Annotated in this window: 21 protein-coding genes; 16 read left to right on the plus strand and 5 right to left on the minus strand. The window is 68.5% G+C overall.

The genetic code is table 11. The features are described 5' to 3' along the window. Window positions 1-99: 99 nt before the first annotated feature. The 14 genes from RS84_RS08290 (at window position 100) to RS84_RS08355 (ending at window position 13,221) form a co-directional block, all read left to right on the plus strand. Entirely contained in the window at window positions 100-750 is a 651-nt protein-coding gene (locus RS84_RS08290; protein WP_045257300.1) for a YigZ family protein, read from the plus strand. A 41-nt stretch (window positions 751-791) separates the two neighbouring features. Then, complete coding sequence (locus tag RS84_RS08295; RefSeq protein ID WP_045257301.1) at window positions 792-1,208, plus strand: DUF1003 domain-containing protein; 417 nt, start codon at window positions 792-794, stop codon at window positions 1,206-1,208. 38 nt (window positions 1,209-1,246) lie between these two features. Beyond that, entirely contained in the window at window positions 1,247-2,161 is a 915-nt protein-coding gene (locus RS84_RS08300) for a J domain-containing protein (RefSeq protein ID WP_045257302.1), read from the plus strand. A 106-nt stretch (window positions 2,162-2,267) separates the two neighbouring features. Beyond that, the gene (locus RS84_RS08305) at window positions 2,268-2,732 is read left to right on the plus strand and encodes a heme-degrading domain-containing protein (RefSeq protein ID WP_045257303.1); all 465 of its coding nucleotides are present in this window, start codon (window positions 2,268-2,270) and stop codon (window positions 2,730-2,732) included. Then, complete coding sequence (locus RS84_RS08310) at window positions 2,729-3,607, plus strand: TolB family protein (protein ID WP_045257304.1); 879 nt, start codon at window positions 2,729-2,731, stop codon at window positions 3,605-3,607. The genes RS84_RS08305 and RS84_RS08310 overlap by 4 nt, the downstream gene beginning before the upstream one ends. Window positions 3,608-3,694: 87 nt before the next feature. Then, window positions 3,695-4,726, plus strand: coding sequence for a LacI family DNA-binding transcriptional regulator (locus RS84_RS08315; protein ID WP_045257305.1), 1,032 nt, complete (start codon window positions 3,695-3,697; stop codon window positions 4,724-4,726). Continuing rightward, on the plus strand, window positions 4,723-5,985 hold the full coding sequence (locus RS84_RS08320; protein ID WP_045257306.1) for an ABC transporter substrate-binding protein: 1,263 nt from the start codon (window positions 4,723-4,725) through the stop codon (window positions 5,983-5,985). Before RS84_RS08315 ends, RS84_RS08320 begins: the two co-directional genes overlap by 4 nt. 4 nt (window positions 5,986-5,989) lie before the next feature. Beyond that, window positions 5,990-6,886, plus strand: coding sequence for a carbohydrate ABC transporter permease (locus RS84_RS08325; protein WP_045257307.1), 897 nt, complete (start codon window positions 5,990-5,992; stop codon window positions 6,884-6,886). Between the two features lie 3 nt (window positions 6,887-6,889). After that, on the plus strand, window positions 6,890-7,729 hold the full coding sequence (locus tag RS84_RS08330; RefSeq protein ID WP_045257308.1) for a carbohydrate ABC transporter permease: 840 nt from the start codon (window positions 6,890-6,892) through the stop codon (window positions 7,727-7,729). 14 nt (window positions 7,730-7,743) lie between these two features. Beyond that, a complete protein-coding gene (locus RS84_RS08335) occupies window positions 7,744-8,730 on the plus strand; it encodes a glycoside hydrolase family 130 protein (RefSeq protein ID WP_045257309.1) in 987 nt (328 codons plus the stop codon). 4 nt (window positions 8,731-8,734) lie between these two features. After that, window positions 8,735-10,765 (plus strand): hypothetical protein, encoded by a 2,031-nt coding sequence (locus RS84_RS08340; protein WP_045257310.1) that lies wholly within the window; start codon window positions 8,735-8,737, stop codon window positions 10,763-10,765. Window positions 10,766-10,803: 38 nt separating this feature from the next. Continuing rightward, window positions 10,804-11,154: a hypothetical protein gene (locus tag RS84_RS08345; protein ID WP_152641782.1), complete on the plus strand. Its 351-nt coding sequence runs from the start codon at window positions 10,804-10,806 to the stop codon at window positions 11,152-11,154. An 82-nt stretch (window positions 11,155-11,236) separates the two neighbouring features. Then, the gene (locus RS84_RS08350; RefSeq protein ID WP_045257312.1) at window positions 11,237-11,659 is read left to right on the plus strand and encodes a Fur family transcriptional regulator; all 423 of its coding nucleotides are present in this window, start codon (window positions 11,237-11,239) and stop codon (window positions 11,657-11,659) included. Between the two features lie 71 nt (window positions 11,660-11,730). Next, a complete protein-coding gene (locus RS84_RS08355) occupies window positions 11,731-13,221 on the plus strand; it encodes a catalase (RefSeq protein WP_045257313.1) in 1,491 nt (496 codons plus the stop codon). Window positions 13,222-13,514: 293 nt separating this feature from the next. On the opposite strand, the gene RS84_RS08360 is transcribed toward RS84_RS08355, so the two are convergent. Then, complete coding sequence (locus RS84_RS08360) at window positions 13,515-15,767, minus strand: RICIN domain-containing protein (protein WP_200891998.1); 2,253 nt, start codon at window positions 15,765-15,767, stop codon at window positions 13,515-13,517. Window positions 15,768-15,980: 213 nt separating this feature from the next. Between RS84_RS08360 and RS84_RS08365 the strand changes: the two genes are divergently transcribed. Beyond that, window positions 15,981-16,778, plus strand: a complete 798-nt coding sequence (locus RS84_RS08365) for an alpha/beta fold hydrolase (protein WP_200891999.1) — start codon at window positions 15,981-15,983, stop codon at window positions 16,776-16,778. Window positions 16,779-16,917: 139 nt separating this feature from the next. On the opposite strand, the gene msrA is transcribed toward RS84_RS08365, so the two are convergent. Together msrA and msrB are read right to left on the minus strand one after the other, a co-directional pair. Then, the gene (gene msrA, locus RS84_RS08370; RefSeq protein ID WP_045257315.1) at window positions 16,918-17,454 is read right to left on the minus strand and encodes a peptide-methionine (S)-S-oxide reductase MsrA; all 537 of its coding nucleotides are present in this window, start codon (window positions 17,452-17,454) and stop codon (window positions 16,918-16,920) included. Next, window positions 17,451-17,927, minus strand: coding sequence for a peptide-methionine (R)-S-oxide reductase MsrB (gene msrB, locus RS84_RS08375; protein ID WP_045257316.1), 477 nt, complete (start codon window positions 17,925-17,927; stop codon window positions 17,451-17,453). The genes msrA and msrB overlap by 4 nt, the downstream gene beginning before the upstream one ends. A gap of 148 nt (window positions 17,928-18,075) precedes the next feature. On the opposite strand from msrB, the gene RS84_RS08380 reads away from it, so the two are divergent. Next, a complete protein-coding gene (locus RS84_RS08380) occupies window positions 18,076-18,993 on the plus strand; it encodes a DUF808 domain-containing protein (protein ID WP_045257317.1) in 918 nt (305 codons plus the stop codon). Between the two features lie 147 nt (window positions 18,994-19,140). Here RS84_RS08380 and RS84_RS08385 read toward each other — a convergent pair whose 3' ends face one another. After that, the gene (locus tag RS84_RS08385) at window positions 19,141-20,487 is read right to left on the minus strand and encodes an HNH endonuclease (RefSeq protein WP_045257318.1); all 1,347 of its coding nucleotides are present in this window, start codon (window positions 20,485-20,487) and stop codon (window positions 19,141-19,143) included. Window positions 20,488-20,606: 119 nt separating this feature from the next. Continuing rightward, window positions 20,607-21,584 carry a Gfo/Idh/MocA family protein gene (locus RS84_RS08390; protein ID WP_045257319.1) on the minus strand — a complete coding sequence of 326 codons (978 nt, stop codon included), beginning with the start codon at window positions 21,582-21,584 and terminating at the stop codon, window positions 20,607-20,609. Between the last annotated feature and the right edge of the window lie 61 nt (window positions 21,585-21,645).

A 21,645-nucleotide genomic window follows, 5' to 3' on the forward strand; every position in this document is an offset into this window, starting at 1 on the left:
ACGCGAACTCGTCGAGTGCACGCGCACCCGGCGTCGACAGGCCGTGCGCTCGGCGATATCGCGTGCACTCGACACGGGGCCCGAGGGTAGCGTGGGCGCGTGAGCACCCGCCGGTACCCCTCGACGATCGCCGCGGCGGTCGAGCACGAGCTGGTCGTCAAGAAGTCGCGCTTCATCGCGAGGATCGAGCCCGTCTCCTCAGTGACAGAGGCGGATGCCGTGATTGCCGGCATCCGCAAGCGGTTCTGGGATGCGCGGCACAACTGCAGCGCCATGGTCACCGGGGTCCTCGGCGACCAGGCCCGGTCGTCGGATGACGGCGAGCCATCGGGCACGGCCGGCGTGCCCATGCTCGAAGTGCTGCGGCGACGAGAGCTCACCGACGTCGTCGCCGTGGTGACACGGTACTTCGGCGGGGTGAAGCTCGGCGCGGGAGGCCTCGTGCGCGCCTACTCGACGGCCGTCTCGGAGGCGCTCGACCTCGCGGCCACGGTGCGCCGCGAATCGCTCACTCAGGCATCGATCGACGTTGCGCACGCAGACGCCGGCCGCTTCGACAATCTGCTCCGCGACTGGGCTGGACACCACGGCGCCACGCTCGGCGAGCCGCGGTATGCGTCGCAGGTCACGCTGGAGCTGTGGGTTCCGGCGACGGAGCTGCTCCGCCTGGCGGACGATCTCGCCGCGGCATCCGCAGGTGCCGTGGCCCCCGTGTTCGGCGTCGAACGCATCGTCGACGTTCCGGACTGAGCCCTCTCCCGCACGGCATCCGCCGGTCCTACGATGGGCCGATGACCCGACCTCTCACCAACTGGCACGCGGACCAGGCCGACCGGCTCACCCCCGGGGAGCGTGCGGCCGATCGCATGCGCAACGGCATGGGCTCGTGGCGGTTCATCGCCGCTTTCGTGCTCTTCATGATCGTCTGGGCGGTGATCAACCTCACAGCCCTCTCCTGGGATCCCTACCCGTACATCCTCCTCAACCTCTTCCTCAGCATGCTGGCCGGACTGCAGGGAGCGATCCTGCTCATCGCCGCCAAGCGGCAGGACGCGATCGCCGCGGCTCTCGCTCAGCACGACTACGAGACGAACCTGGCGGCGAAGCGGGAGATCGAAGAGCTCATGGCGATCAACCGCGAGCAGCTCGAGATCCTCCGCGACCTGCGGGCACTCGGCATCGCGCCTGCGGCGCCCGATCGCCCCTGAGCAGCGACTAGCCTGAGAAGGCGGTCGGAAGGAGCGAGATGTTCGACAGCCCGCTCTCGGCCTCGGCGTACGAGGTGCTCGGCGTGGACCCGGCGGTCGACCACGAGGAGCTGCGCCGCGCATACCGGCTGCGGCTGCGGCAGACCCACCCCGACACCGGCGGCGACGCGGCGGTGTTCATCCAGGTCCAGTACGCCTGGGAGCTCGTCGGCACCCCCGAGGGCCGCGCCGCGTACGATCGCGGTCACGGCTTCGCCGCCGAGAGCGAGTGGAGCGGATGGCGCGCGCAGACCACGCGGCCCGATACGCGTCCGCGGGCGCGCTCCTACGGACAGCCGGGCGGCTGGCGCCGCGAGAGGTATCTCACGCTCATCCGGGAGTGGGCCGGCATCGGCGCCGAGGTGCCCGATCCCTACGACCCCGCACTGGTGCGACAGGCTCCGCGCGAGCTCCGGAGGCTCCTCGCCGACGCCCTCGCCGAGGAGGCGACGGCCCGCACGGTCGCCGACCTGGGCATGGGCTTCACCGTGTGGCACGATGTCGCCACCGGAGCGGACCCCGAGGACAAGCTCGACCACGTGGTGCTCAGCCCATCGGGTCTGTATGGCGTGATGTCGGAGGATTTCGGCGGCGTCGTCGGGTTCCGCCGCGGCGAGATCACGGGCCCGAGCGTCGGCGTCAGGGCGCCGGTGACCGCACTGCTCGGGCGCATGCGCGCCACCGCGCGCGCCGCCCGCGTGCGCTTCGGCGGCGCGATCGTGGTGCTGCCGGACGACGATCTCGTGCAGGCCGTCACCCCGATGGGCACGGTGCGCGGCATCCCCGTCGTGGTGGTGCGCCGCAGCGCTCTGGCCATGGTGCTCCGACAGGGCGTGCCGGGGGTCAGAGCGATCGGCGGCAACGAGCTGTTCGACGTGCGCACCCGCCTGCAGCAGACCGTGCGCTTCGTCTGAGCGCCGCTCCGCGGCCGGCATCCGCTGGGCACCGCCTCCGGGCTCCTCTCTTCCGGATGCCGAGCGTTCCGCGATACCGTGCGAAGACCACGAACGAGGAGCATCGATGACCGATCTGATCGCCGAGCTGGAGCTGCAGGAGAAAGAGCTCGTCTTCGACCGCTTCGACCACGCAGACGCCTGGCGCCTGGGCACGCGCATCACCGAGATCGCGCAGACCGCCGGGCACGGGGTCGGCATCGACATCCGCCGCCCCGGTCTCATCCTGTTCCGCGCAGCGCTCCCGGGGATCACCCCTGACCAGGAGGTCTGGATCGCACGCAAAGCGGCGCTGGTGCTGCGCATGGAGACCAGCAGCGCCCTCGTCGACGCGCGCTTCACCGCCGCCGGGATCGACGCTGCGGGCTCCGGCTGGCTGGGCGACGAGTACGCGATCACGGGCGGTTCTTTCCCGATCCGCGTCCGCGGGGTCGGGGTCGTCGCGGCGGCAACCGCGTCCGGCCTGTCGTCGCAGGACGACCACGACCTCATCGTCGACGGCATCCGCTCCTTCCTCGCGGAGCGCGCATGAGCCGAGGGCGCGAACTGCGACCCGGCCAGCGGTGCCGGCTCCGGGTGTGGGATCGGGCCACCGGCGCCGTCCGCACCGTGTTCGAATCGCGGGACGTGCTGTTCGAGGCACCGAACTGGACCGCGGACGACCGCCTGCTCGTCAACGGCGACGGTCGGCTGGGGCTGCTGCCCGTCGACGGCTCGGCCGCCCCGGAGGAGATCCTCGCCGAGGGACTGCCCGACGCGAACAACGATCACGTGCTCGCCCCCGATGGGCAGACGGTGTTCGCCTCGGCGAACGACTGGCACATCTGGCAGCTGCCTCTGACCGGCGGCGCCGCGACCCGCGTGACCCACGACGACGGGGCGATGCACTTCCTGCACGGGGTGAGTCCCGACGGTCGCCGCCTCGCGTATGTGCGGCTGCAGCCGGAGGGCGAGAACTGGTGGGCCTCGGCGACGATCCATACGATCGGCGTCGACGGGCGGGACGACAGAGCGGTCACGACGCATCCCGGCCCGGCCGACGGATGCGAGTGGACGCCGGACGGCGAATGGATGCTGTTCAACACCGAGCAGTTCTCACCCGGCCGCGCCCAGATCGCGCGAGTGCGGCCGGACGGGTCGGAGCTGACGCAGCTCACCTTCGATGAGCGAGTGAACTGGTTCCCGCACGTCTCGCCCGACGGGGAGATCGCCGTGTACCTCAGCTATCCCCCGGGCACGACGGGTCATCCCGCCGACCTGGAGGTCGAGCTGCGGCTCGTATCCGTCGACGCGTGGGGCTCGCCGACGACCATCGCGACCCTGCACGGCGGACAGGGCACGATCAACGTGCCGAGCTGGGCTCCGGACGGATCAGGATTCGCGTTCGCCGACTACCCGGTCGACTGAGTCGTACGCGGTACCGGGCATTGACCCGGGTCATCAAACCGGTTTACACTCATCAAACCGGTTTACACGGATCCACGAGGAGGTGGCATGAGTCGCACGACGATCGCCGATGTCGCCCGCGCAGCGGGTGTGACGAAAGCGACGGTCTCGCACGCATTGAGCGGCAACCGGCCCATCTCCGAGGAGACCAGGGCCAAGGTCCTCGCCGCGGTCGACAAGCTCGGCTGGGTGCCGAGCCAGAGCGCACGGGCACTCGCGAACCGCCACGCCAATGCGGTAGCCGTAGTGCTCGCACGCAACCCCGACGTGATCGCGAACGACTCGTTCTTCCCCGCCTTCATCGCCGGTGTCGAGTCGGTGCTGGCCGAATCCGAGACAGCGCTCGTTCTGCAGGTCGTCTCGGGCCGCGAGGCGGAGGAGCGCGCATACCGCTCACTCGCCAACGGGCGAGCGGACGGCGCTCTGCTGCTCGACCTGCGGGTCGACGACTGGCGCGTGCCGTTTCTCGACGAGCTGGGTCTTCCCACTGTGCTGGTCGGCGCCTACGACCAGCAGCATCCGTTCTCCTGCATCCGCACCGACGACGCGGCGCCGATCCGCGACATCGTCGCTCACCTGCGCGAGGCCGGTCACGAGCGCATCGCCCACGTCTCCGGACCCCTCGACTACGTGCACTCGCGCGCTCGAGCCGAGGCGTACATCGACGAGATGCACGGCGACGAGCTGCTGCGCGAGGGCGACTTCACGGCCGCGAGCGGTCGGGCCCTCACCGCCGAGCTGCTCGCCCTGCCCGAGCGACCCACCGCGATCATGTACGCGAACGACACGATGGCCATCGCCGGGCTCTCCTACGCGAGGTCGCAGGGCCTGAAGATCCCCGACGACCTGGCCATCTCCGGTTTCGACGACGACCACCTCTCAGCGCACCTCTCCCCCGCGCTGACCAGCGTCTCGTCCGACCCCGCCGCGCGCGGTCGCGCGGCCGCCCGCCTCCTGCGGGCAGACATCCTCGGCGCGCAGCCGCGCACCGAGACCGTCGACTGCAACGTCGTGCACCTTCGAGAGAGCACCTCGGCGCAGTCATCCGCCGTATCCACCGTGTCGAGGAGGACACCATGAAGAAGATCCGCGCAGCAGCAGTGATCAGCGCCGTCGCGCTCCTGGCGACGGGATGCTCATCGGGTGGTGGCTCCGCCGGCTCCGCCGACGGCAAGGGCCCGATCAAGGTCTGGCTGTCCAACAACGAGCAGGAGGTCGCCTGGGGTCACGCCGTCGTCGACGCCTGGAACAAGGAGCACCCCGACGAGAAGGTCACCGCGCAGGAGATCCCCGCCGGCTCATCCTCGGAAGAGGCCATCACGGCCGCGATCACGGCGGGCACCGCGCCGTGCCTCGTCTACAACGTCGCTCCTGCGGCCGTCTCGGGCTGGGTCAAGCAGGGCGGCCTGGTCGACCTCAACTCCATGAAGGGCGGCAGCGACTACATCACCGAGCGCGGCGGAGACCTCGACGCCTACGCCACCGACGGCGACTTCTACCAGCTGCCGTGGAAGTCGAACCCGGTCATGGTGATGTACAACAAGGCGCTGTTCCAGGCGGCGGGCATCGATCCCGAGAACCCGAAGATGGCGACCTACGACGACTTCCTCGCCGGTTCGCGTGCGATCGTCGCCTCCGGCGTGCAGAGCGCGATCTGGCCGGCGCCGACGAGCGAGTTCTATCAGCCGTGGTTCGACTTCTATCCGCTCTACCTGGCGGAGACCGACGGGACCATGCTCGTCGAAGACGGCAAGGCCACTTTCGATTCGGATGCCGGTCGCACGGTCGCCGAGTTCTGGAAGACGATCTACGACGAGAAGCTCGCACCCAACGAGGCATCGACCGACGACGCGATGTCGGCGGGCACGACCGCGATGCAGCTCGCCGGTCCCTGGGCGATCCCCTCGTACGCCGACACGGTCGACGTGGGTTTCATGCCGGTGCCGACCAGTGACGGCCGCGAGAACCCGACCACCTTCGCCGACTCGAAGAGCGTCTCGATGTTCACCTCGTGCAAGAACCAGGGCACCGCCTGGGACTTCCTGCAGTTCTCCACCAACGAGGAGAACGACGGGCAGCTGCTCGAGCTCACCGGACAGATGCCGATGCGCACCGATCTCGCCGGCACGTACCCCGACTACTTCTCCGCGAACCCGGCATACGAGGCCTTCGCGAAGCAGGTCGAGGCGACGGCGGATGTCCCCAGCATCCCCAACTCCGTCGAGGCCTGGCAGGCGTTCCGCGACGAGTACTCCTCTGCGGTGATCTTCGGCAAGGAGTCGATCGACGACTTCCTGAAGACGGCCGCCTCGAAGATCGACAAGCTCGTCGCCGAGTGACGCCATGACCGAGAACCGGCGGCTGCGCGTCAGATGGCTCGGCGCGCAGCCGATCGGCGGCCTCTTCGCGCTGCCGTACTTCGTGTTCGTGATCGCGATCTTCGCGTACCCGCTCGCGTTCGCCGTCTACATCGCCTTCCACGACTACTTCTTCACGGCGCCGAACGTCGAGGTCGACCGGCCCTTCGTCGGCTTCGACAACTTCGTCACGGTGCTCACGGATCCGAGGGTGCTCGAGTCGTTCCGCAACACGCTCGTGTTCCTCGTGATCAACGTGCCGCTCACGGCGGTGCTGGCGCTCGTGCTCGCGGCGGCGCTGAACACCGGCATCCGGTGGGTGGCCTCATATCGCGTGGCGTTCTACGTGCCCTATCTGACCGCGAGCGTGTCGCTGGTCGGCGTGTGGATGCTGCTGTTCTCGGGCAACGGCCTGATCAACACCCTTCTCGGCCCGCTCGCCCCCGACCCGTCGTGGCTCGTCAACAGCGGGCTCGCCATGCCCATGATCGCCTTCTACGTGACGTGGAAGCAGCTGGGGTTCTACATCCTGCTGTACCTGGCCGCTCTTCAGAACGTGCCGAAGGAGCTGTACGAATCGGCCGAGACCGACGGGGCCGGGGCGCTCTCCCGGTTCTGGAACGTCACCGTCCCCGGGGTGCGCAGTGCGACCACCCTCGTGCTGATCCTGTCGATCATCACCGGCGCGAACCTGTTCACCGAGCCGTATCTGCTCACGAACGGCGGCGGCCCGGACGGAGCGTCCTCCACTCCGGTGCTGCTCATCTACCAGCTGGGCATCCAGCAGCAGAACCCCGACACGGCCGCGGCGATCGGCATGATCCTCGTGATCCTGGTCGGGATGCTGTCGCTGGCCGCCAACCGCGCGACGGGGGAGCGTTGACCCATGGCCCGCAAGCGTTCACTCCCCCGCATCCTGAGCCTGATCGTGCTCACTGTGGCGGCGATCGGCTTCGCGTTCCCGTTCTACTTCATGCTCGTCGGGGCTTTCCAGCAGAATCCGACCAACTCGCCGAGCGAGGTGCTGCCCACGAGCGGCTGGACGATCGACAACTTCACCGCGATCGACTCCCGCATCGACCTGGCAGGGTCCCTGCTGAACTCGCTGATCTTCACCGCGGGCGTGCTGCTCGGGACCGTCGTGTTCGGACTGCTCGCCGGCTACGCGATCGCGCGGCTCGACTTCCGCGGTCGCGGCGTGATCTGGGTGCTGATGCTGCTGGTCCAGATGGTGCCGTTTCAGCTGCTGATGATCCCGCTGTACGTGCAGATCACCCGCAACTACGGACTGGGCGACTCGTATCTCGGCATGATCCTGCCGTTCCTGATCAACACCACCGCGGTGTTCATCTTCGTGCAGTTCTTCAAGGCCCTGCCCGTGGAGATCTTCGAGGCCGCCCGGATCGACGGCGCCGGCGAGATCCGGCTGCTCACCTCGGTCGCCATCCCGCTCATCCGGCCCGTGCTCGTCACGGTCGTCCTGGTGACCTTCATCGGCCCGTGGAACGAGTTCCTCTGGCCGTTCCTCATCACGAAGGATGCGTCGCTGCAGCCGCTGGCCGTGTCGCTCGCGAACTACATCTCGAACGTCGCGCAGTCCACGGCGAACCCGAACGGCGCGATCCTCGCCGGGGCGACCGCGCTCGCGTTCCCCGTCGTCATCCTGTTCATCGTCTTCCAGCGGTTCTTCACCGCGACCGACCTCGGCGCCGCCGTCAAAGGCTGACCAGAAAGGCCCCCATGTTCACTGGAGCATCCTTCCCCCTGGGTCCCTTCACCCCCTACGAGGGAAACCCCATCCTCCGGCCTCGCGGCGACAGCTGGGAGTCGGCGAACCTGTACAACCCGGCCGCGATCGTCGACGGCGACGAGGTTGTGCTGCTGTACCGCGCGCACGCCGACGACATCGTGTCGCACATCGGAATGGCCCGCTCGCGCGACGGCGTGAACTTCACCCGCGAGGACGCGCCGATCCTCTCCCCCTCCGAGGACTACGAGCGCTTCGGATGCGAGGACCCGCGCATCGCCCTGATCGACGGTACCTACTACCTCACGTACACCGGGTGGGACCGGCACAGCGCGCAGCTGTGCCTGGCGACCTCGACCGATCTGCGCGAGTGGACGAAGCACGGTCCGCTGTTCGACGACTTCGACACCTTCAAGACCATGGACCCGCGCGGGTTCAACTGGTCGAAGGCCGGAGTCATCGTGCCGCAGAAGATGCAGGGGAAATGGTGGATGTACTTCGGCGAGGGGTCGATCTACTGGGCGACCAGCGACGATCTGATCCACTGGACGCCGGGCACCGCCGACACCGAGCCGATGTACTCCCCGACTCCTGGCACGTGGGATGAGGCTCTCGTCGAGATCGGCACCTCGCCCGTGCTGGCCGACAACGGATTGCTCGTCTTCCTCACGAACGGGGCGACCAGGGTCGTGCATGACGACGGCACCGTCGACGTCGACTACCGCTGCGGGCAGATCGCGATCGACCCCGACGAGCCCACCAGGGTGATCGCCCGCCTGCAGGAGCCGTGGCTGCGCCCGCAGACCTTCGAGGACAGGAACGGCCTGGTCTCGAACGTGACCTTCGTCGAGGGACTGGTGAAGTTCCAGGACAGGTGGTTCGCGTACTACGGGCAGTCCGACACCACTCTCGCGGTCGCCATCCATGACCCGGCTCAGCCGTGGGGCCGGGCGCTGCGGAATTCCGGAGAGGAGCGCTGAGGACATGGAGACGTCACGCCGCACGTTCCTCACGCTCGCGGCGGCGGCATCCGCTCTCGCCCTGCTGCCCGTCGACGCCGCCGTCGCGCAGACCGGCGCGATCCGCTCCGGCGCATCCGTCGCGGCGGCGCAGGGTCTCCGCCTGACCAATCTCGCCCACCTTCGCTTCCTCCTCGCGGACGTTCCCGTGGCGGCGAGCGCTGCGCACACGACGTTCGGTATCGATGCGGCACCCGTCGTGCGAGCGCCGTGGACCTACGCGGATGCCGACGGGGCGGGCGGCTTCCGCCGCGTCGGCGGAGGCAGCCTCGACTCGAGCACGGGCTACTGGAGCCAGGGCGCGTTCAACGCCGACGACATCGCACGGGCCGCCGTCGTCTTCGTGCGCGACTGGATCGCGACGGGAGATGCCCGGAGCCGCGACGATGCGCGCGACGTGCTCCGCGGACTCGCCTACCTGCAGACCGTCTCAGGTGCTGATGCCGGTCGCGTGGTGCTGTGGCAGCAGCAGGACGGCACGCTCAACCCGAGCGCCATCCCGGTCGAGCTTCCCGACCCCTCCGACTCGGCTGAGTCTTACTGGCTGGCGCGGACCGTGTGGGCGTTCGGGGAAGGATACGCCGCCTTCCGCAACGAGGATGCCGCGTTCGCCGGCTTCCTCCTGGATCGACTTCACCTGTGCCTCGATGCGCTCGAGCGCGAGTCGCTGAGTCGCGCGGGCCAGTGGGTGCTGAGCGACGGGCGGCCGCTGCCCGCGTGGCTGATCGCGGGAGGAGCGGATGCCACAGCCGAGGCCATGCTGGGACTCGCGTCTGCCGCCGGCGCCGGCGACGACCGCAGCAGGGCGGCACTGGAGACGTACGGCGAGGGCGTCGCCGCGATGGCGACCGTCCCGCGCGTGGGGTGGCTTTTCGGGGCTGTCCTGCCGTGGACGGGTTCGCTCGGCTTCTGGCACGCCTGGGGCGCCGCCGCTCCGGAGGCGCTCGGGCGCGCCGGCACGGTGCTCGGACGCCAGGCGTGGACGGCGGCCGCGGTCGCCGATGCGGCACGCTTCACGCCTCAGGTGCTCGCCACCGGCGGGCCGCACAACGCGTGGGCGCCCCTGCCCGCGGAGGCGCAGATCGCGTACGGCGCACACGGCCGCGTCGCCGGGGCGGTGCAGGCGGCCGCCTCGGGCGGCGAGGGCCTCCGGGTGCTGGCCGGGCTCGCGGCCGGCTGGTTCTTCGGGGCCAACACGGCGAACGTCGCGACATACGACCCCGCGACCGGCGTGACCTTCGACGGCGTGGAGACAGACGGGCGCGTGAACCGCAACTCGGGCGCCGAGTCGACCATCCACGGGCTGCTGACAATGCTCCTGCTCGACGCGAATCCCGACATCGCCGCGGTCGCGACGTCGATCACGGGGCTGAGGTCGTTCTCGGGGTTGCGTGCCGTCGACGCCGAGAACGCCCGCCTCTCCGCCGGGTGCACCGTCGTGCACCCCGAGGGCGGCGCCTGGACCGGGGAGGGCAATCTCTCCGGCGGCGCCTTCGTGCAGGTGCCGGCCGGTGAGTGGGTCGAGTTCGACGTGACGGAGGCCGGCGGCATCCTGCACGGTCTCGTGTGGCGGCAGGCCGCCGATTCCGGCGAGGCGGAATGGGAGGTGCTCCAGGGCGGTCGAAGCCTGTGGAGCACACGGACGCCGGCCGGCGGGGCCGGAGATCGCGGCCTCACGGAAGCGGAGGGGATGCTCGTGCCTCAGCTGCTCGGCGGCAGCCTGCCGGACGGCCCGGTGACGGTGCGGTGCACGAGCACCGGTGACCTTCGTCTCGATGCGCTCGTGATCCAGCCGCAGGTCGCGACCGCGGTGTACGCCACCACGACGGGCTCTGCCGTCCTGTACGCGAACGGCTCCGGATCGGACGCGCGCGTGACGCGGCTCGCACCCGGCGACGGTCGCGCCTACGACGCCGGCGGCTCGCAGCGCGGCCAGGCGGCGGCGAGTGGACAGGTTCGCGTGCGCGGCGAGGGGTTCACGATCACCCGCTCCTGAATCCCGACCCTGGGCCGTGAGCCGCTACGGTAGCCGACATGAGCGATCCCACAGGTCGAGTTCCCCTGGCTTTCGCCATGTGGATCGCACAGCTGTTCTTCACGATCCTCGGCGCAGGGCACACCGTCCTCTCGGCGTTGAGCATCGCGAGTTGTACGGCCACGTCATGCGACTACGCCGCTTTCGCCGCGTCCATGAACGCCTTCTACATCGGGTCGGTCGTCCTGCTCGCCCTCGCAGGAGCCGCGATCGTCCTTCTTCGGCATCATCCCGCGGTCGTGCTCGCCCCCGTCATCGGCATCGTGCTTCTGGTCCTGCTCTTCGCCCTCACGTACGCGGCAGGGCGAGCGGCGCTGACTCTCCCCCTTTTCGGAAACAGGCCCGCGTGACATCCCGACGGCATCCGGCATCCACCAACCGACATGCCGATACTTCTTTTGAATCACTAAAAACAACGTGTACAGTCGAGGCATGGACACCGACCTCGACTCCGCGCTTCGCGACGCGGGTCTTCGTGCGACCGCGGGGCGCGTCGCCGTTCTCGAGGCACTGGAGTCCATGCCCCACACGGACGCCGAGCGGGTCTACCGCACGGTGTCCGACGTGCTTCCGACCACGTCGATCCAGTCGGTGCACAACATCCTCGCGGACCTGACGACGGCGGGCCTGATCCGCCGGATCGAACCGGCGGGTTCCGCGGCGCTGTACGAGCGGCGCATCGGAGACAACCACCATCACGTCGTCTGCAGCTCCTGCGGTGCGGTCGGCGATGTGGACTGCGTCACCGGCGTCGCGCCGTGCCTGACCCCCTCGAGCACGGGGGGATTCACCGTCCAGACAGCAGAAGTCACCTTCTGGGGCTTGTGCCCCAGTTGCCAGAACGCCGCGCGGTAGTCCGGCGCCCGCCACCCGCCCTCCCCAGAAGGGCAGGGGTGTTCGTCGTACCCGCGCGCAGAAGGAGAAACATGACCGAGCCCACCACAACCCAGACCGGAACGCCGGTTCCGAGCGACGCTCATTCGCTCACCGTCGGAGCAGACGGCCCCACCGTCCTCCACGACCGCTACCTCGTCGAGAAGCTCGCGTCGTTCAACCGTGAGCGTGTGCCGGAGCGCAACCCGCACGCCAAGGGCGGCGGCGCCTTCGGAACCTTCACGGTCACTGAAGACGTCTCGGCCTACACGAAGGCCGCGGTGTTCCAGCCCGGCGCGGTGAGCGAGACGCTGCTGCGCTTCTCGTCGGTCGCCGGCGAGCAGGGCTCCCCCGACACGTGGCGCGACGTGCGCGGCTTCGCGCTGCGCTTCTACACGACCGAGGGAAACCTCGACATCGTCGGCAACAACACCCCGACCTTCTTCCTGCGCGACGCGATGAAGTTCCCCGACTTCATCCACTCGCAGAAGCGCCTCGGCGACTCGGGCCTGCGCAACGCCGACATGCAGTGGGACTTCTGGACGCTCTCGCCCGAGACCGCGCACCAGGTCACCTACCTCATGGGCGACCGCGGCCTTCCCCGCAGCTGGCGCCACATGAACGGCTACGGCTCGCACACGTACCAGTGGATCAACGCCGAGGGCGACCGCTTCTGGGTGCAGTACCACTTCCTCTCCCACCAGGGCGTCGAGGCGATGAGCCCCGAAGAGGCCGAGAAGCTCGCAGGGTCAGATGCCGACTACTACCGTCGCGACCTGTTCGACGCGATCGCGCGCGGCGAGAACCCGTCGTGGGACGTCTTCGTGCAGATCATGCCGTACGAAGAGGGCAAGACGTACCGCTTCAACCCGTTCGACCTCACCAAGACCTGGTCGAAGAAGGACTACCCGCGCATCAAGGTCGGCACGTTCACGCTCGACCGCAACCCGCAGAACTTCTTCGCCGAGATCGAGCAGGCGGCCTTCTCCCCGGGCAACCAGGTGCCCGGCACCGGGATCTCGCCCGACAAGATGCTGATGGCACGCGTGTTCGCGTATTCGGACGCTCAGCGGTACCGCATCGGCGCGAACTACAACCAGCTGCCGGTCAACCAGCCGCACGCGGCCGAGGTGCGCAACTACATGCACGAGGGCCAGATGCAGTACAAGTTCAACCCGGCGGAGCATCGCGTGTACACGCCGAACTCCTTCGGCGCCGCCGGCGGCCCCACCGCCGACCCGGTGGCGGGTGCCGAGGCGAGCTGGGAGTCGGACGGTGAGCTGATGCGCGCGTCGGCGACGCTGCGGGCCGATGATGACGACTTCGGCCAGGCCGGCACGCTCTACCGCGAGGTGTTCGACGACGCACAGCGGGCTCGGTTCCTCGACGTGCTCACCGGACAGGGCCGAGGCATCACGATCGACGCGATCCGCGAGCGGTTCTACCAGTACTGGACCAACGTGGATGCCGGGCTCGGCGAAGCGCTGCGCCAGAGCGTCCCCGCCGTCGAGGACGATCTCGACAAGGAGCTCGCGAGCCTCTGAGACCTGGTCGCCTCGACCGCTTCGGGGGTCGACACGCCACATCGGGGGACGTTTCGACGGATTCGTCCCCCGATCTGGCGTGTCGGCACCCGTTGTGTGCGCGGGGGTCGTGCGCGCCGACGCCCGCGCGCACCATCCCCGCGGCGATGCCCCCGGCATGCCGCCCAGACTCCACGAGATGCGGCGCGACGCGACGCGCGCGCGCCGAGGGACGCGCCGGATCCCGATGGGCTTCCGACGCGTCCCCTTTGCTCAATCTCCACTCATCTGGGGGCTCTCCCCGGGTGCGGGCCTCAGCCCAGCGTCCACCTCTGGTTCGCGCCACCGTTGCACGGCCATTGGCCGATTGCCGCTCCGTTGCTCATGGACCCTCCGAAGACCTCCAGGCACTGGCCGCTGCTCCCGTTGCGCAGCGTGAACGAGCCGTCCGCAGCCGTCACGCGCGTCCAGAGCTGATTGCCGCCGCCGTTGCAGGTGAACTGCGTGGCTGCGGCTCCCGCGATGGCGCTGTACGCACCGATCTCGAGGCACTTGTCACTGCTCGCGCTGACCAGTTCGACGCTGGCACCCACCGAGCGCACCTGCCACTTCTGGTTGAGGCCCGCTCCGCAGGCGTACTGCTTGATGGGGCTCTGGTTCGAGACCTTCCGATCCCAGACGTCCGCGCACAGCCCGCTGCCCGCGTTGCGCAGGCTCTGCGAGCCCGCCGACTCGGGCACGAGCTGCCAGTCCTGGGATCCGTCGTTCGCCTGAGTCTGAGTGGTCACTGGACCGCCCGCAGCGGCGCCCGTCATGTAGAGCGCGGCGTCTGCCGTCGACTGGAACCGGACGTATCCGTTCCCCGCGTCGACGACGTGCCACAGTCCGCCTATCTCGTCATCGACCCACTGACCCAGACGCTGTCCGGCGCTCGGCGTGCCCGTCCAGATGCCCGCGGCCCTGCCGCCCGATTTGTTGAGAAGCGTCACCGTGTCGTTCGGCTTCGGGGTGACGTGCCAGAGCTGCGTCGCCGGATTCGCCGCAGACCATGCCGCCTCGAGCCGGACGTCGGGTTGATCACCGTTTCCGAGGTTCGCGTCGTTCGTGCTGCTGCCCGTTCCGAGCACCTGACCGGTCTTACGGTTCACGATCCGGTAGTACGTCCCTGCCGAGAATCCGAGGTCCACTTCGCCGTACGCAATACTGGGCTGGCTCGACGGGCCACCCCACGTCGCCTGGAGGATCATCACGGTTCCGCTGGCGCTGAGCGGCTGCAGCGTGCGCGTGTAGCCGCCTCCGAGAGTGGTCTGATATTCGGTCCAGATGTCGGTGCTGGCGCCGTCGTTCACCCAGATGCTGCCGCTGCCCGCGGCGTTGAACGCGATACGCCCGTCGGGGAGACCGACGATAACGGGGCTGCCACCGGTCGAGAGCCGCCGCGAGCCGGCGTCGACCGGCAACTGACTGATGTCGGTGCCGTTCGGGTCGCCGTCGGCGTAGAACTTCAGCGGATCGTTCGAGAGCTTGTACCGGACGTTGTCACTACCGCCGAAGTACTCGAAGGTCATGAACCAGCGCCCGTCGCTGGTCGGCGCGACCGTCGTCATTCCCGGTCGTCCACCCCCGATCTGCTGGCCGCCGTTGAAGGCGAACGTGTCGCCCGCGACATCGACCACGGGCTGGCTCCACCCGACCGCGGTGCCGTCCCACGTCTTGTGCACGAGGATCTGCGCGCGCGAATCCGGTCCGGTCTCGTTGTACGGAGCGATCGTGGGGACGCCGGTCGTCGAGTCGTAGCCGATGTAGTCGTTCTCATCCGAGTAATAGGCGACGAGCCGCCCTCCGATCACGGTCAGATGCGGTTCCCACACGGGGTCCTGCTGCCGGGTGGAATTCGCCTGCGCGATGTTCACGCCGATGGCGCCGGCGCTGCCGCCCTGCCATCCGCCCGCGGCCACGATGTTCACGAACGACCAGGTGCGACCGTCGTCGTCGCTGCGGTACAGTGCGACCGCCATGTCGCGTCGGTCGCCGTCGTTGGTGGGCACCCAGTTCGGATCCCGCAGCTTCTGCTCGCGGTAATACTCGTCTTCTCCTGTGACCACGCTGGCCAGCAGGAGAGTGCCTGCGGGAAGCGAGCCGACCGTCTGCGGCAGCACGTACAGGTACGGGCTTCCCCAGTTGCTCGAGTACTTGTCCAGCGCCGGGTCGTCGGTCATCGCAGCCGGTGAAGCGACGTCCGACAGGTGCTGCCAGGAGGTGCCATGGTCATCGCTCTTCCACACCGGCATGGTGCCTCCGATCGCTCCGCCGATCGTGTCGGGAGCGGGGTAATCGGTGACCGTCGCCTCCTCGAAGGCTGCCACGAGACGGCCGCTCGCCAGCTCGGCCGACTTCGCATAGATCACGCAGTTGCCGCGCCCTTTCAGACAGTCCTCGCTCCCGGGGAGCTGGTAGAGCACGTTCGGCACGGGCGTGTACGCGCTGGCGCTGATCGCCGGTGCGACCGCCAGCAGCGCGGCCGCGGCGCACGCAGTAAGCCACTTCACGAAACCTCTTCGTCTCACGTCGTTCTCCTTCGAATACGCGATGCAGCCCCGGCACCCGGAGCGCATGTCAGCGGCCACAGCCCCGATGGCCGGTGGACCGCGCGGCTCAGCGTATCGAAGAATGTTATCGTTGCCAAGTGATGTCCGGGGGTGAAGGCTTCTCGAGCCGGCAACGCCGGTCAGCGCGCCGCAACGGACGCCGGGGCAGAGCTGCAGGAGCATGATTGATCCGTGGCCGTTCCTCTTGCAGACCTCACATCCATGCCCGCACCTCAGCAGGTGTACGCCGCCGACGGAACCCGGCTCGCGACGTACACGTGGGGTGATCTCGACGCTCCGGTGGTGGTCGCCGTGCACGGGTTCGCCTCGAACGCGCGCGACAACTGGGGGCTCACGGGCTGGGTCCGCGAGCTGACCCGCGCAGGCTATCGCGTGCTCGCGCTCGACCAGCGCGGTCACGGGCTGAGCGAGAAGCCGCACGAAGCGGGCGCTTACGGCATCCGAACTCTGGCGACCGACGTCGAATCCGTGCTCGACACCTACCTGGTCGACGATGCGCTGTACGTGGGCTACTCGCTGGGCGCCCGTGTGGGCTGGGAGGTGGTGCGCGATCTGCCGCACCGCATCGGCCGTGCGGTGCTCGGCGGCGTGCCAGACGGCATCCCGCTCGCCCGGCTGAACCTCGACCAGGTGCGCGCGTACATCGCAGACGGCACGCCGGTCGCCGATCAGACCACGCAGAACTATATCGCGCTGACCGAGCGGGTGCCCGGCAACGACCTGCAGGCTCTCGTCGCTCTGGCCGAGGGCATGCGGGCGTCTGGCACGATCGATCCGGACCCCGCGGATGCTCCCACCCGCCCCATCCTGTTCGCGACCGGTTCGAAAGACGCGATCATCGAGGGATCGAAGGCGCTCGCATCCGCCGCGCCGAACGGCACGTTCTTCGAGATCCCCGACCGCAACCACTTCAATGCCCCGGGATCGCGGGCGTTCAAGGAGGCGGCGATGGCTTTCCTCGCCGAGTGAGTTGCCCCTTTCCGCGTGAGACCCAGCTTTCCGCGTGAGACCCGGCGGCGAGCGCACGGACCTCACTCGGAATCAGACGTCTCACGCGGAATGGCGGGTGTCACCGCGCGCCGACGCTGCTGCAGCGCCGGCGCCGCGCTCAGACCTCAGCGCGCTTCGGCAGCACCCATCCCGCACGCGGGAAGTGGCAGGTGTAGCCGTTGGGGTACTTGATCAGGTAGTCCTGGTGCTCGGGCTCGGCCTCCCAGAACGGGCCAGCGGGCTCGATCGTGGTGACGGCCTTGCCCGGCCACAGACCTGACGCGTCGACGTCGGCGATCGTGTCGCGGGCGACGGCCTCCTGCTCCGGTGAGAGCGGGAAGATCGCCGAGCGGTAGCTCGAGCCGATGTCGTTGCCCTGACGGTTCAGGGTCGACGGATCGTGGATCTGGAAGAAGAACGCCAGGATGTCCCGGTACGTCGTCACGGTCGGATCGAACACGATCTCGACGGCTTCGGCGTGTCCGGGGTGGTTGCGGTACGTGGCGTGATCGTTGGTGCCGCCGGTGTAGCCGACGCGCGTGTCAAGCACGCCGGGCTGGCGGCGGATCAGGTCTTCCATGCCCCAGAAGCAGCCTCCGGCGAGGACCGCGGTCTCGGTGCCGGGCGTGCGGGTGATGGTTCCGGTGTCGGTCATGACTGCTCCTCAGCGATGTCGGAAGTGTTGTCGGTGAACAGGCCGCTGTATCGACCGTAGCCCTCCTCCTCCAGGCGGGATGCCGGGATGAAACGGAGCGCGGCGGAGTTCATGCAGTAGCGCAAGCCGCCGTCTTCGACGGGGCCGTCGTCGAAGACGTGTCCGAGGTGGCTGTCGGCGCCGGTGGAGCGCGCCTCGGTTCGCGTCATCCACAGGGTCCGATCGGTGCGGGTGGTGACGGCATCCGCGTCGATCGGCTTCGTGAAGCTCGGCCATCCGGTTCCGCTGTCGAACTTGTCGATGGAGGAGAACAGGGGCTGGCCCGAGACGACGTCGACGTAGATGCCGTCGTCGTGGTTGTCCCAGTAGGCGTTGCGGAACGGCGGCTCGGTGCCGTCGCGCTGCGTGACGGTGTACTGGGAGTCGGTGAGGGCAGAGACTGCCTCGGGCGTCTTGCGGTACTCATTCGACATGATGCTCCTTGTCTGACGCCGCTGGCTGCGGCGTCATTGAGAAGAACGGACGCGGTGGCTGTTTTGGTCCCGCGGGGCTGGGAGCGGGCTGTGAGTTTCTGCCGACTCGGTAGAGTTGCTCCCCGACACACATCACAGGGGGACGCTCATGTCGGTTGGACTGCTCGCTGTCGTCGACGACATCCTGAGTGCGGCGATGAAGGCTTCGGCCAAGGCCGCAGGAGTCGTGATCGACGACGCCGCCGTGACACCGCAGTACGTGCAGGGCATCACGCCCGCCCGCGAGCTGCCGGTCGTCGGAAAGATCGCGCTCGGATCGCTCGCGAACAAGTTCGTCATCATCATCCCCGTGGCGCTGCTGCTCACGGCGTTCGCTCCGTGGGTGCTGCCCTATCTGCTCATCGTCGGTGGTCTCTACCTCTGCTTCGAGGGCGCCGAGAAGGTTCTCGAGTGGTTCGGGATCCAGCACGGCCACGAAGACGAGAGCGCACGCGATGAGCGGAAGCTCGTGCTCGGGGCCGTGCGCACCGACCTCATCCTCTCCACCGAGATCATGCTCATCTCGCTCGCGAGCCTCGACACGGGCCTCGGCATCTGGATGACCCTCGCGATCCTCGCCGTGATCGCCGTCATCATGACCGCCGTCGTCTACGGGGCGGTCGCTCTGCTCGTGAAGATCGACGACATCGGCTTGAAGATGGCGACCAGCTCGGACAAGCGCGTCAGCCGCAACGGCACCCGGCTGGTCAACGCGATGCCGGCTGTCTTCCGTTTCATCAGCATCCTCGGAACCGTCGCCATGCTCTGGGTGGGCGGCCATCTGCTGCTCGTGAACCTCGGCGAAGTCGGGGTGCACTTCGGCGCCGACATCCTGCACGGAATCGAGCACGCGCTCGAGCCCGCGGGCGCCGTGATCGTGTGGATCGGCGACACCCTGTTCTCCGCGATCGCGGGGCTGGCTGCCGGATTGATCATCGTCGGCATCGTGCTCGGAATCGGGCGGATGCTCGGCAAGCGCCCGACGTTCCACGAGGGCGAGGAGACGCCGGCCTCCGCCGCGCACTGACGGACTTCGGCGGCGGTACAGCAGTCCACGGGCCGGCACTCCCTCCGCGAGACCCGGGTCCGACAAGCCACGTGCCAACAGACCGCGTGTCGCCAAGCGACGTTGACGAACTCGGGATGCCGCCTCGCGGATCCCGCCCCGAGGCACTCATGCGGCCACGTCATATCGAGCTCTGCCGCCGAGTCTCGGCGTTCGCGCGGGATCGACGTTCGCGGGCGGAATGATCCACACGCGCGCCGCCACACCGGCCCCATCGATGCGGATGTCCCATCCGTTCTCATGAATGCGGTGATGACAGCTCTCGCAGAGCAGCACGCCGTTGTCGAGATCTGTCGGACCGGCATCCCGGCTCCACCATCGGAGGTGATGCGCCTTGGTCATCTGCGGTGGAAGCCCGCACATCGCGCATCCGCCGTCTCTTTCGACGAGGGCGAGACGCTGCGCTCGGGTGAAGAGGCGCTTCTCACGGCCCCAGTCGAGAATGTCTCCCACAGACCCGAGCACGAGGGGAATGATCCCGCCGCCCGCCGCCATGCGCCGGCATGAGGAGATGCTGATCGGGTTGTCGCTGCCGTCGATCGTCGCGAAGCCCCGGCCCTCGGCGAGGCTCTCGAGGTCTACGCGCACCACAACCGTCGCGCCGGCCATGGGCAGGTCGTCATGGCAGCCGAGCACGTGTGCGCAGATGTCGGCGATGGCGTCGGCCTGGATCATCTGCACGGTGCGGCGGTCGGCATCGATCGCATCAGGGTGCGGCGCGACTTGCCTCGCCTGGAATGCCGCTGCCACATAGGCCTGCACGGCCGCCTTGATCGATGCGCCTGCGGCCACGTCGATCGTGAGACTGAGATGCAGCGAGCCGTCGCGCTCGAACATCGTCAGCGATCGACTGCCTCGCGCTTGGTCTTCACGAGGCGCGACCCCGTCGGGATCGATCCACGCCTCCGCACGAGCGATGAGCTTGCGCACCTCATCGAGCGAGAGGCCCGAAGCACGCTCGGCGAGGATCACCTCGGCTTCGGCCAGACGTGCCGGATCGGCCTTCAGCCGCGCACGGTCGAGCAGAGCCACGATCAAGGCTGCTGCAGCTGCACTGATCAGACCGGCGCACACGGCCGATCGCACAGCGGGATACTTCGCGGGAAGCCGATCGCCCAGCAGGCTCTCGCGCGGCGCGGTCGCCTCCCCCACCTTCACAAGGCGGAACGCGTCGCCTGATGATCCGCCCGTGGCTGCGGCGATCATCGCTGCAGGGTTTTGGAACCCCTGCTCCTTCGCCAGCCCCGCCGAGCCGAGTTCGACACGCGATTCGTGTGCGATGCCGGCGGCGATCTCGGTGTGCAGCCCGTCGATCCGGCGCTGAAGCACGCCCAACGCCGCATTGGCCGCGACCAGCTGCTCCCGAGACAGATCGATCCCGCTGTCAGCATCCGCCCACGCCTCTTCGAGGCGGGCGATCGCCTCCAAGAGCGGAAGCAGATGCTGGTTGGTCATGCATCGAGTTTAGAACATATATACGAAGTCAGGAAGCCCTGTGGATAACTTCCTCGGGCTGTCTTTTTCAAGCTGATCAGGGAATGTCTCGGCCTTCGGCCTCCCGTTCGCTCGAAGCCCTAACCCCGCGCCTTCTCCAGCCAGCGCGTGCTGATCTCGGCGATGAGCGCGGTGTCGGCCCATGGCATCTCGGGGGCCTCTGCGCGCCCTTCGGCGAGCGCGCGCGAGACGGCATCCGCTTCGGCGCCCATCGGCTGCACCGTGGGTGCGGTGAGCATGCGCTCTTCTCCCTCAGAGCGAAGGATCAGCGACGACGGGCTTTCGATGCGGCTGCCCCACGCGTCCGGCAGCACGATCTCGCCGCGCTCGCAGCGGATCACCGCCGCTCCGGGCATTTCGCGGATCACCGCGGTGCGCAGCTCGACCGCCAGATCTCCGATGGTGAGCGTGGCGGTCGTGTCGGCATCGACGCCGTTCACCCGCTCTGCCGTCACCTCGCTGAACTCGACAGGCAGCGCACTCCGACCGGTGAGACGCGCCACCTCCACGGCGAGCGAGGTCGGATAGCAGCCGACGTCGAGGATCGCCCCACCCGCGAGAGCGGGATCGAAAGCGCGACCGGTGCGCGGATGCTGGTCGTATCCGAACGCCGCCACGACCTCGCGAACCTCTCCGAGTTCGCCCTCCGTCACGATCGTGCGCAGCAGATCCGCGAACGGTCCGAAGCGCTGCTTGAACGCCTCGACGAAGGGACGCCCCGACTCGGCGGCAGCCGCGAGCACCCGCGCGGTCTCGTCGGCGGTCGGCGTGACCGGCTTCTCGCACAGCACGGCCTTGCCCGCCTCGAGTACGCGGATGGCGAGTTCGGCGTGGGTTGTGTGCACGGTGCCGATGTACACCGCGTCGACGTCATCGCGGGTCAGCACATCGTAGGTGCCGGATGCTGCTGCGCCGTGCTGCTCGGCGAAGGCCGCTGCCCGCCCGGCATCCGAGCTGCCGACCGCATGCAGCACCCCGAACTCCGAGCTGCGGAGTCCCGTGACGAAGTCGCCGCTGATCGTGCCGGGGCCGAGAACGGCCCATCTCGTCTTCTCCACAGAGCTCTCCTCGGGGTCATCCGCTGGTCTCACCCGATTCTGCCTTGATCGCCGGCCGTGC

It is taken from the genome of Microbacterium hydrocarbonoxydans (assembly GCF_000956475.1).
Taxonomy (GTDB): domain Bacteria; phylum Actinomycetota; class Actinomycetes; order Actinomycetales; family Microbacteriaceae; genus Microbacterium; species Microbacterium hydrocarbonoxydans_A.

Coding starts and splice junctions, on each gene's coding strand:
- RS84_RS08295 (WP_045257301.1), top strand. CDS start 792: ATGACCCGACCTCTCACCAACTGGCACGCGGACCAGGCCGACCGGCTC.
- RS84_RS08300 (WP_045257302.1), top strand. CDS start 1,247: ATGTTCGACAGCCCGCTCTCGGCCTCGGCGTACGAGGTGCTCGGCGTG.
- RS84_RS08305 (WP_045257303.1), top strand. CDS start 2,268: ATGACCGATCTGATCGCCGAGCTGGAGCTGCAGGAGAAAGAGCTCGTC.
- RS84_RS08310 (WP_045257304.1), top strand. CDS start 2,729: ATGAGCCGAGGGCGCGAACTGCGACCCGGCCAGCGGTGCCGGCTCCGG.
- RS84_RS08315 (WP_045257305.1), top strand. CDS start 3,695: ATGAGTCGCACGACGATCGCCGATGTCGCCCGCGCAGCGGGTGTGACG.
- RS84_RS08320 (WP_045257306.1), top strand. CDS start 4,723: ATGAAGAAGATCCGCGCAGCAGCAGTGATCAGCGCCGTCGCGCTCCTG.
- RS84_RS08325 (WP_045257307.1), top strand. CDS start 5,990: ATGACCGAGAACCGGCGGCTGCGCGTCAGATGGCTCGGCGCGCAGCCG.
- RS84_RS08330 (WP_045257308.1), top strand. CDS start 6,890: ATGGCCCGCAAGCGTTCACTCCCCCGCATCCTGAGCCTGATCGTGCTC.
- RS84_RS08335 (WP_045257309.1), top strand. CDS start 7,744: ATGTTCACTGGAGCATCCTTCCCCCTGGGTCCCTTCACCCCCTACGAG.
- RS84_RS08340 (WP_045257310.1), top strand. CDS start 8,735: ATGGAGACGTCACGCCGCACGTTCCTCACGCTCGCGGCGGCGGCATCC.
- RS84_RS08345 (WP_152641782.1), top strand. CDS start 10,804: ATGAGCGATCCCACAGGTCGAGTTCCCCTGGCTTTCGCCATGTGGATC.
- RS84_RS08350 (WP_045257312.1), top strand. CDS start 11,237: ATGGACACCGACCTCGACTCCGCGCTTCGCGACGCGGGTCTTCGTGCG.
- RS84_RS08355 (WP_045257313.1), top strand. CDS start 11,731: ATGACCGAGCCCACCACAACCCAGACCGGAACGCCGGTTCCGAGCGAC.
- msrA (WP_045257315.1), bottom strand. CDS start 17,454: ATGACCGACACCGGAACCATCACCCGCACGCCCGGCACCGAGACCGCG.
- msrB (WP_045257316.1), bottom strand. CDS start 17,927: ATGTCGAATGAGTACCGCAAGACGCCCGAGGCAGTCTCTGCCCTCACC.
- RS84_RS08380 (WP_045257317.1), top strand. CDS start 18,076: ATGTCGGTTGGACTGCTCGCTGTCGTCGACGACATCCTGAGTGCGGCG.
- RS84_RS08385 (WP_045257318.1), bottom strand. CDS start 20,487: ATGACCAACCAGCATCTGCTTCCGCTCTTGGAGGCGATCGCCCGCCTC.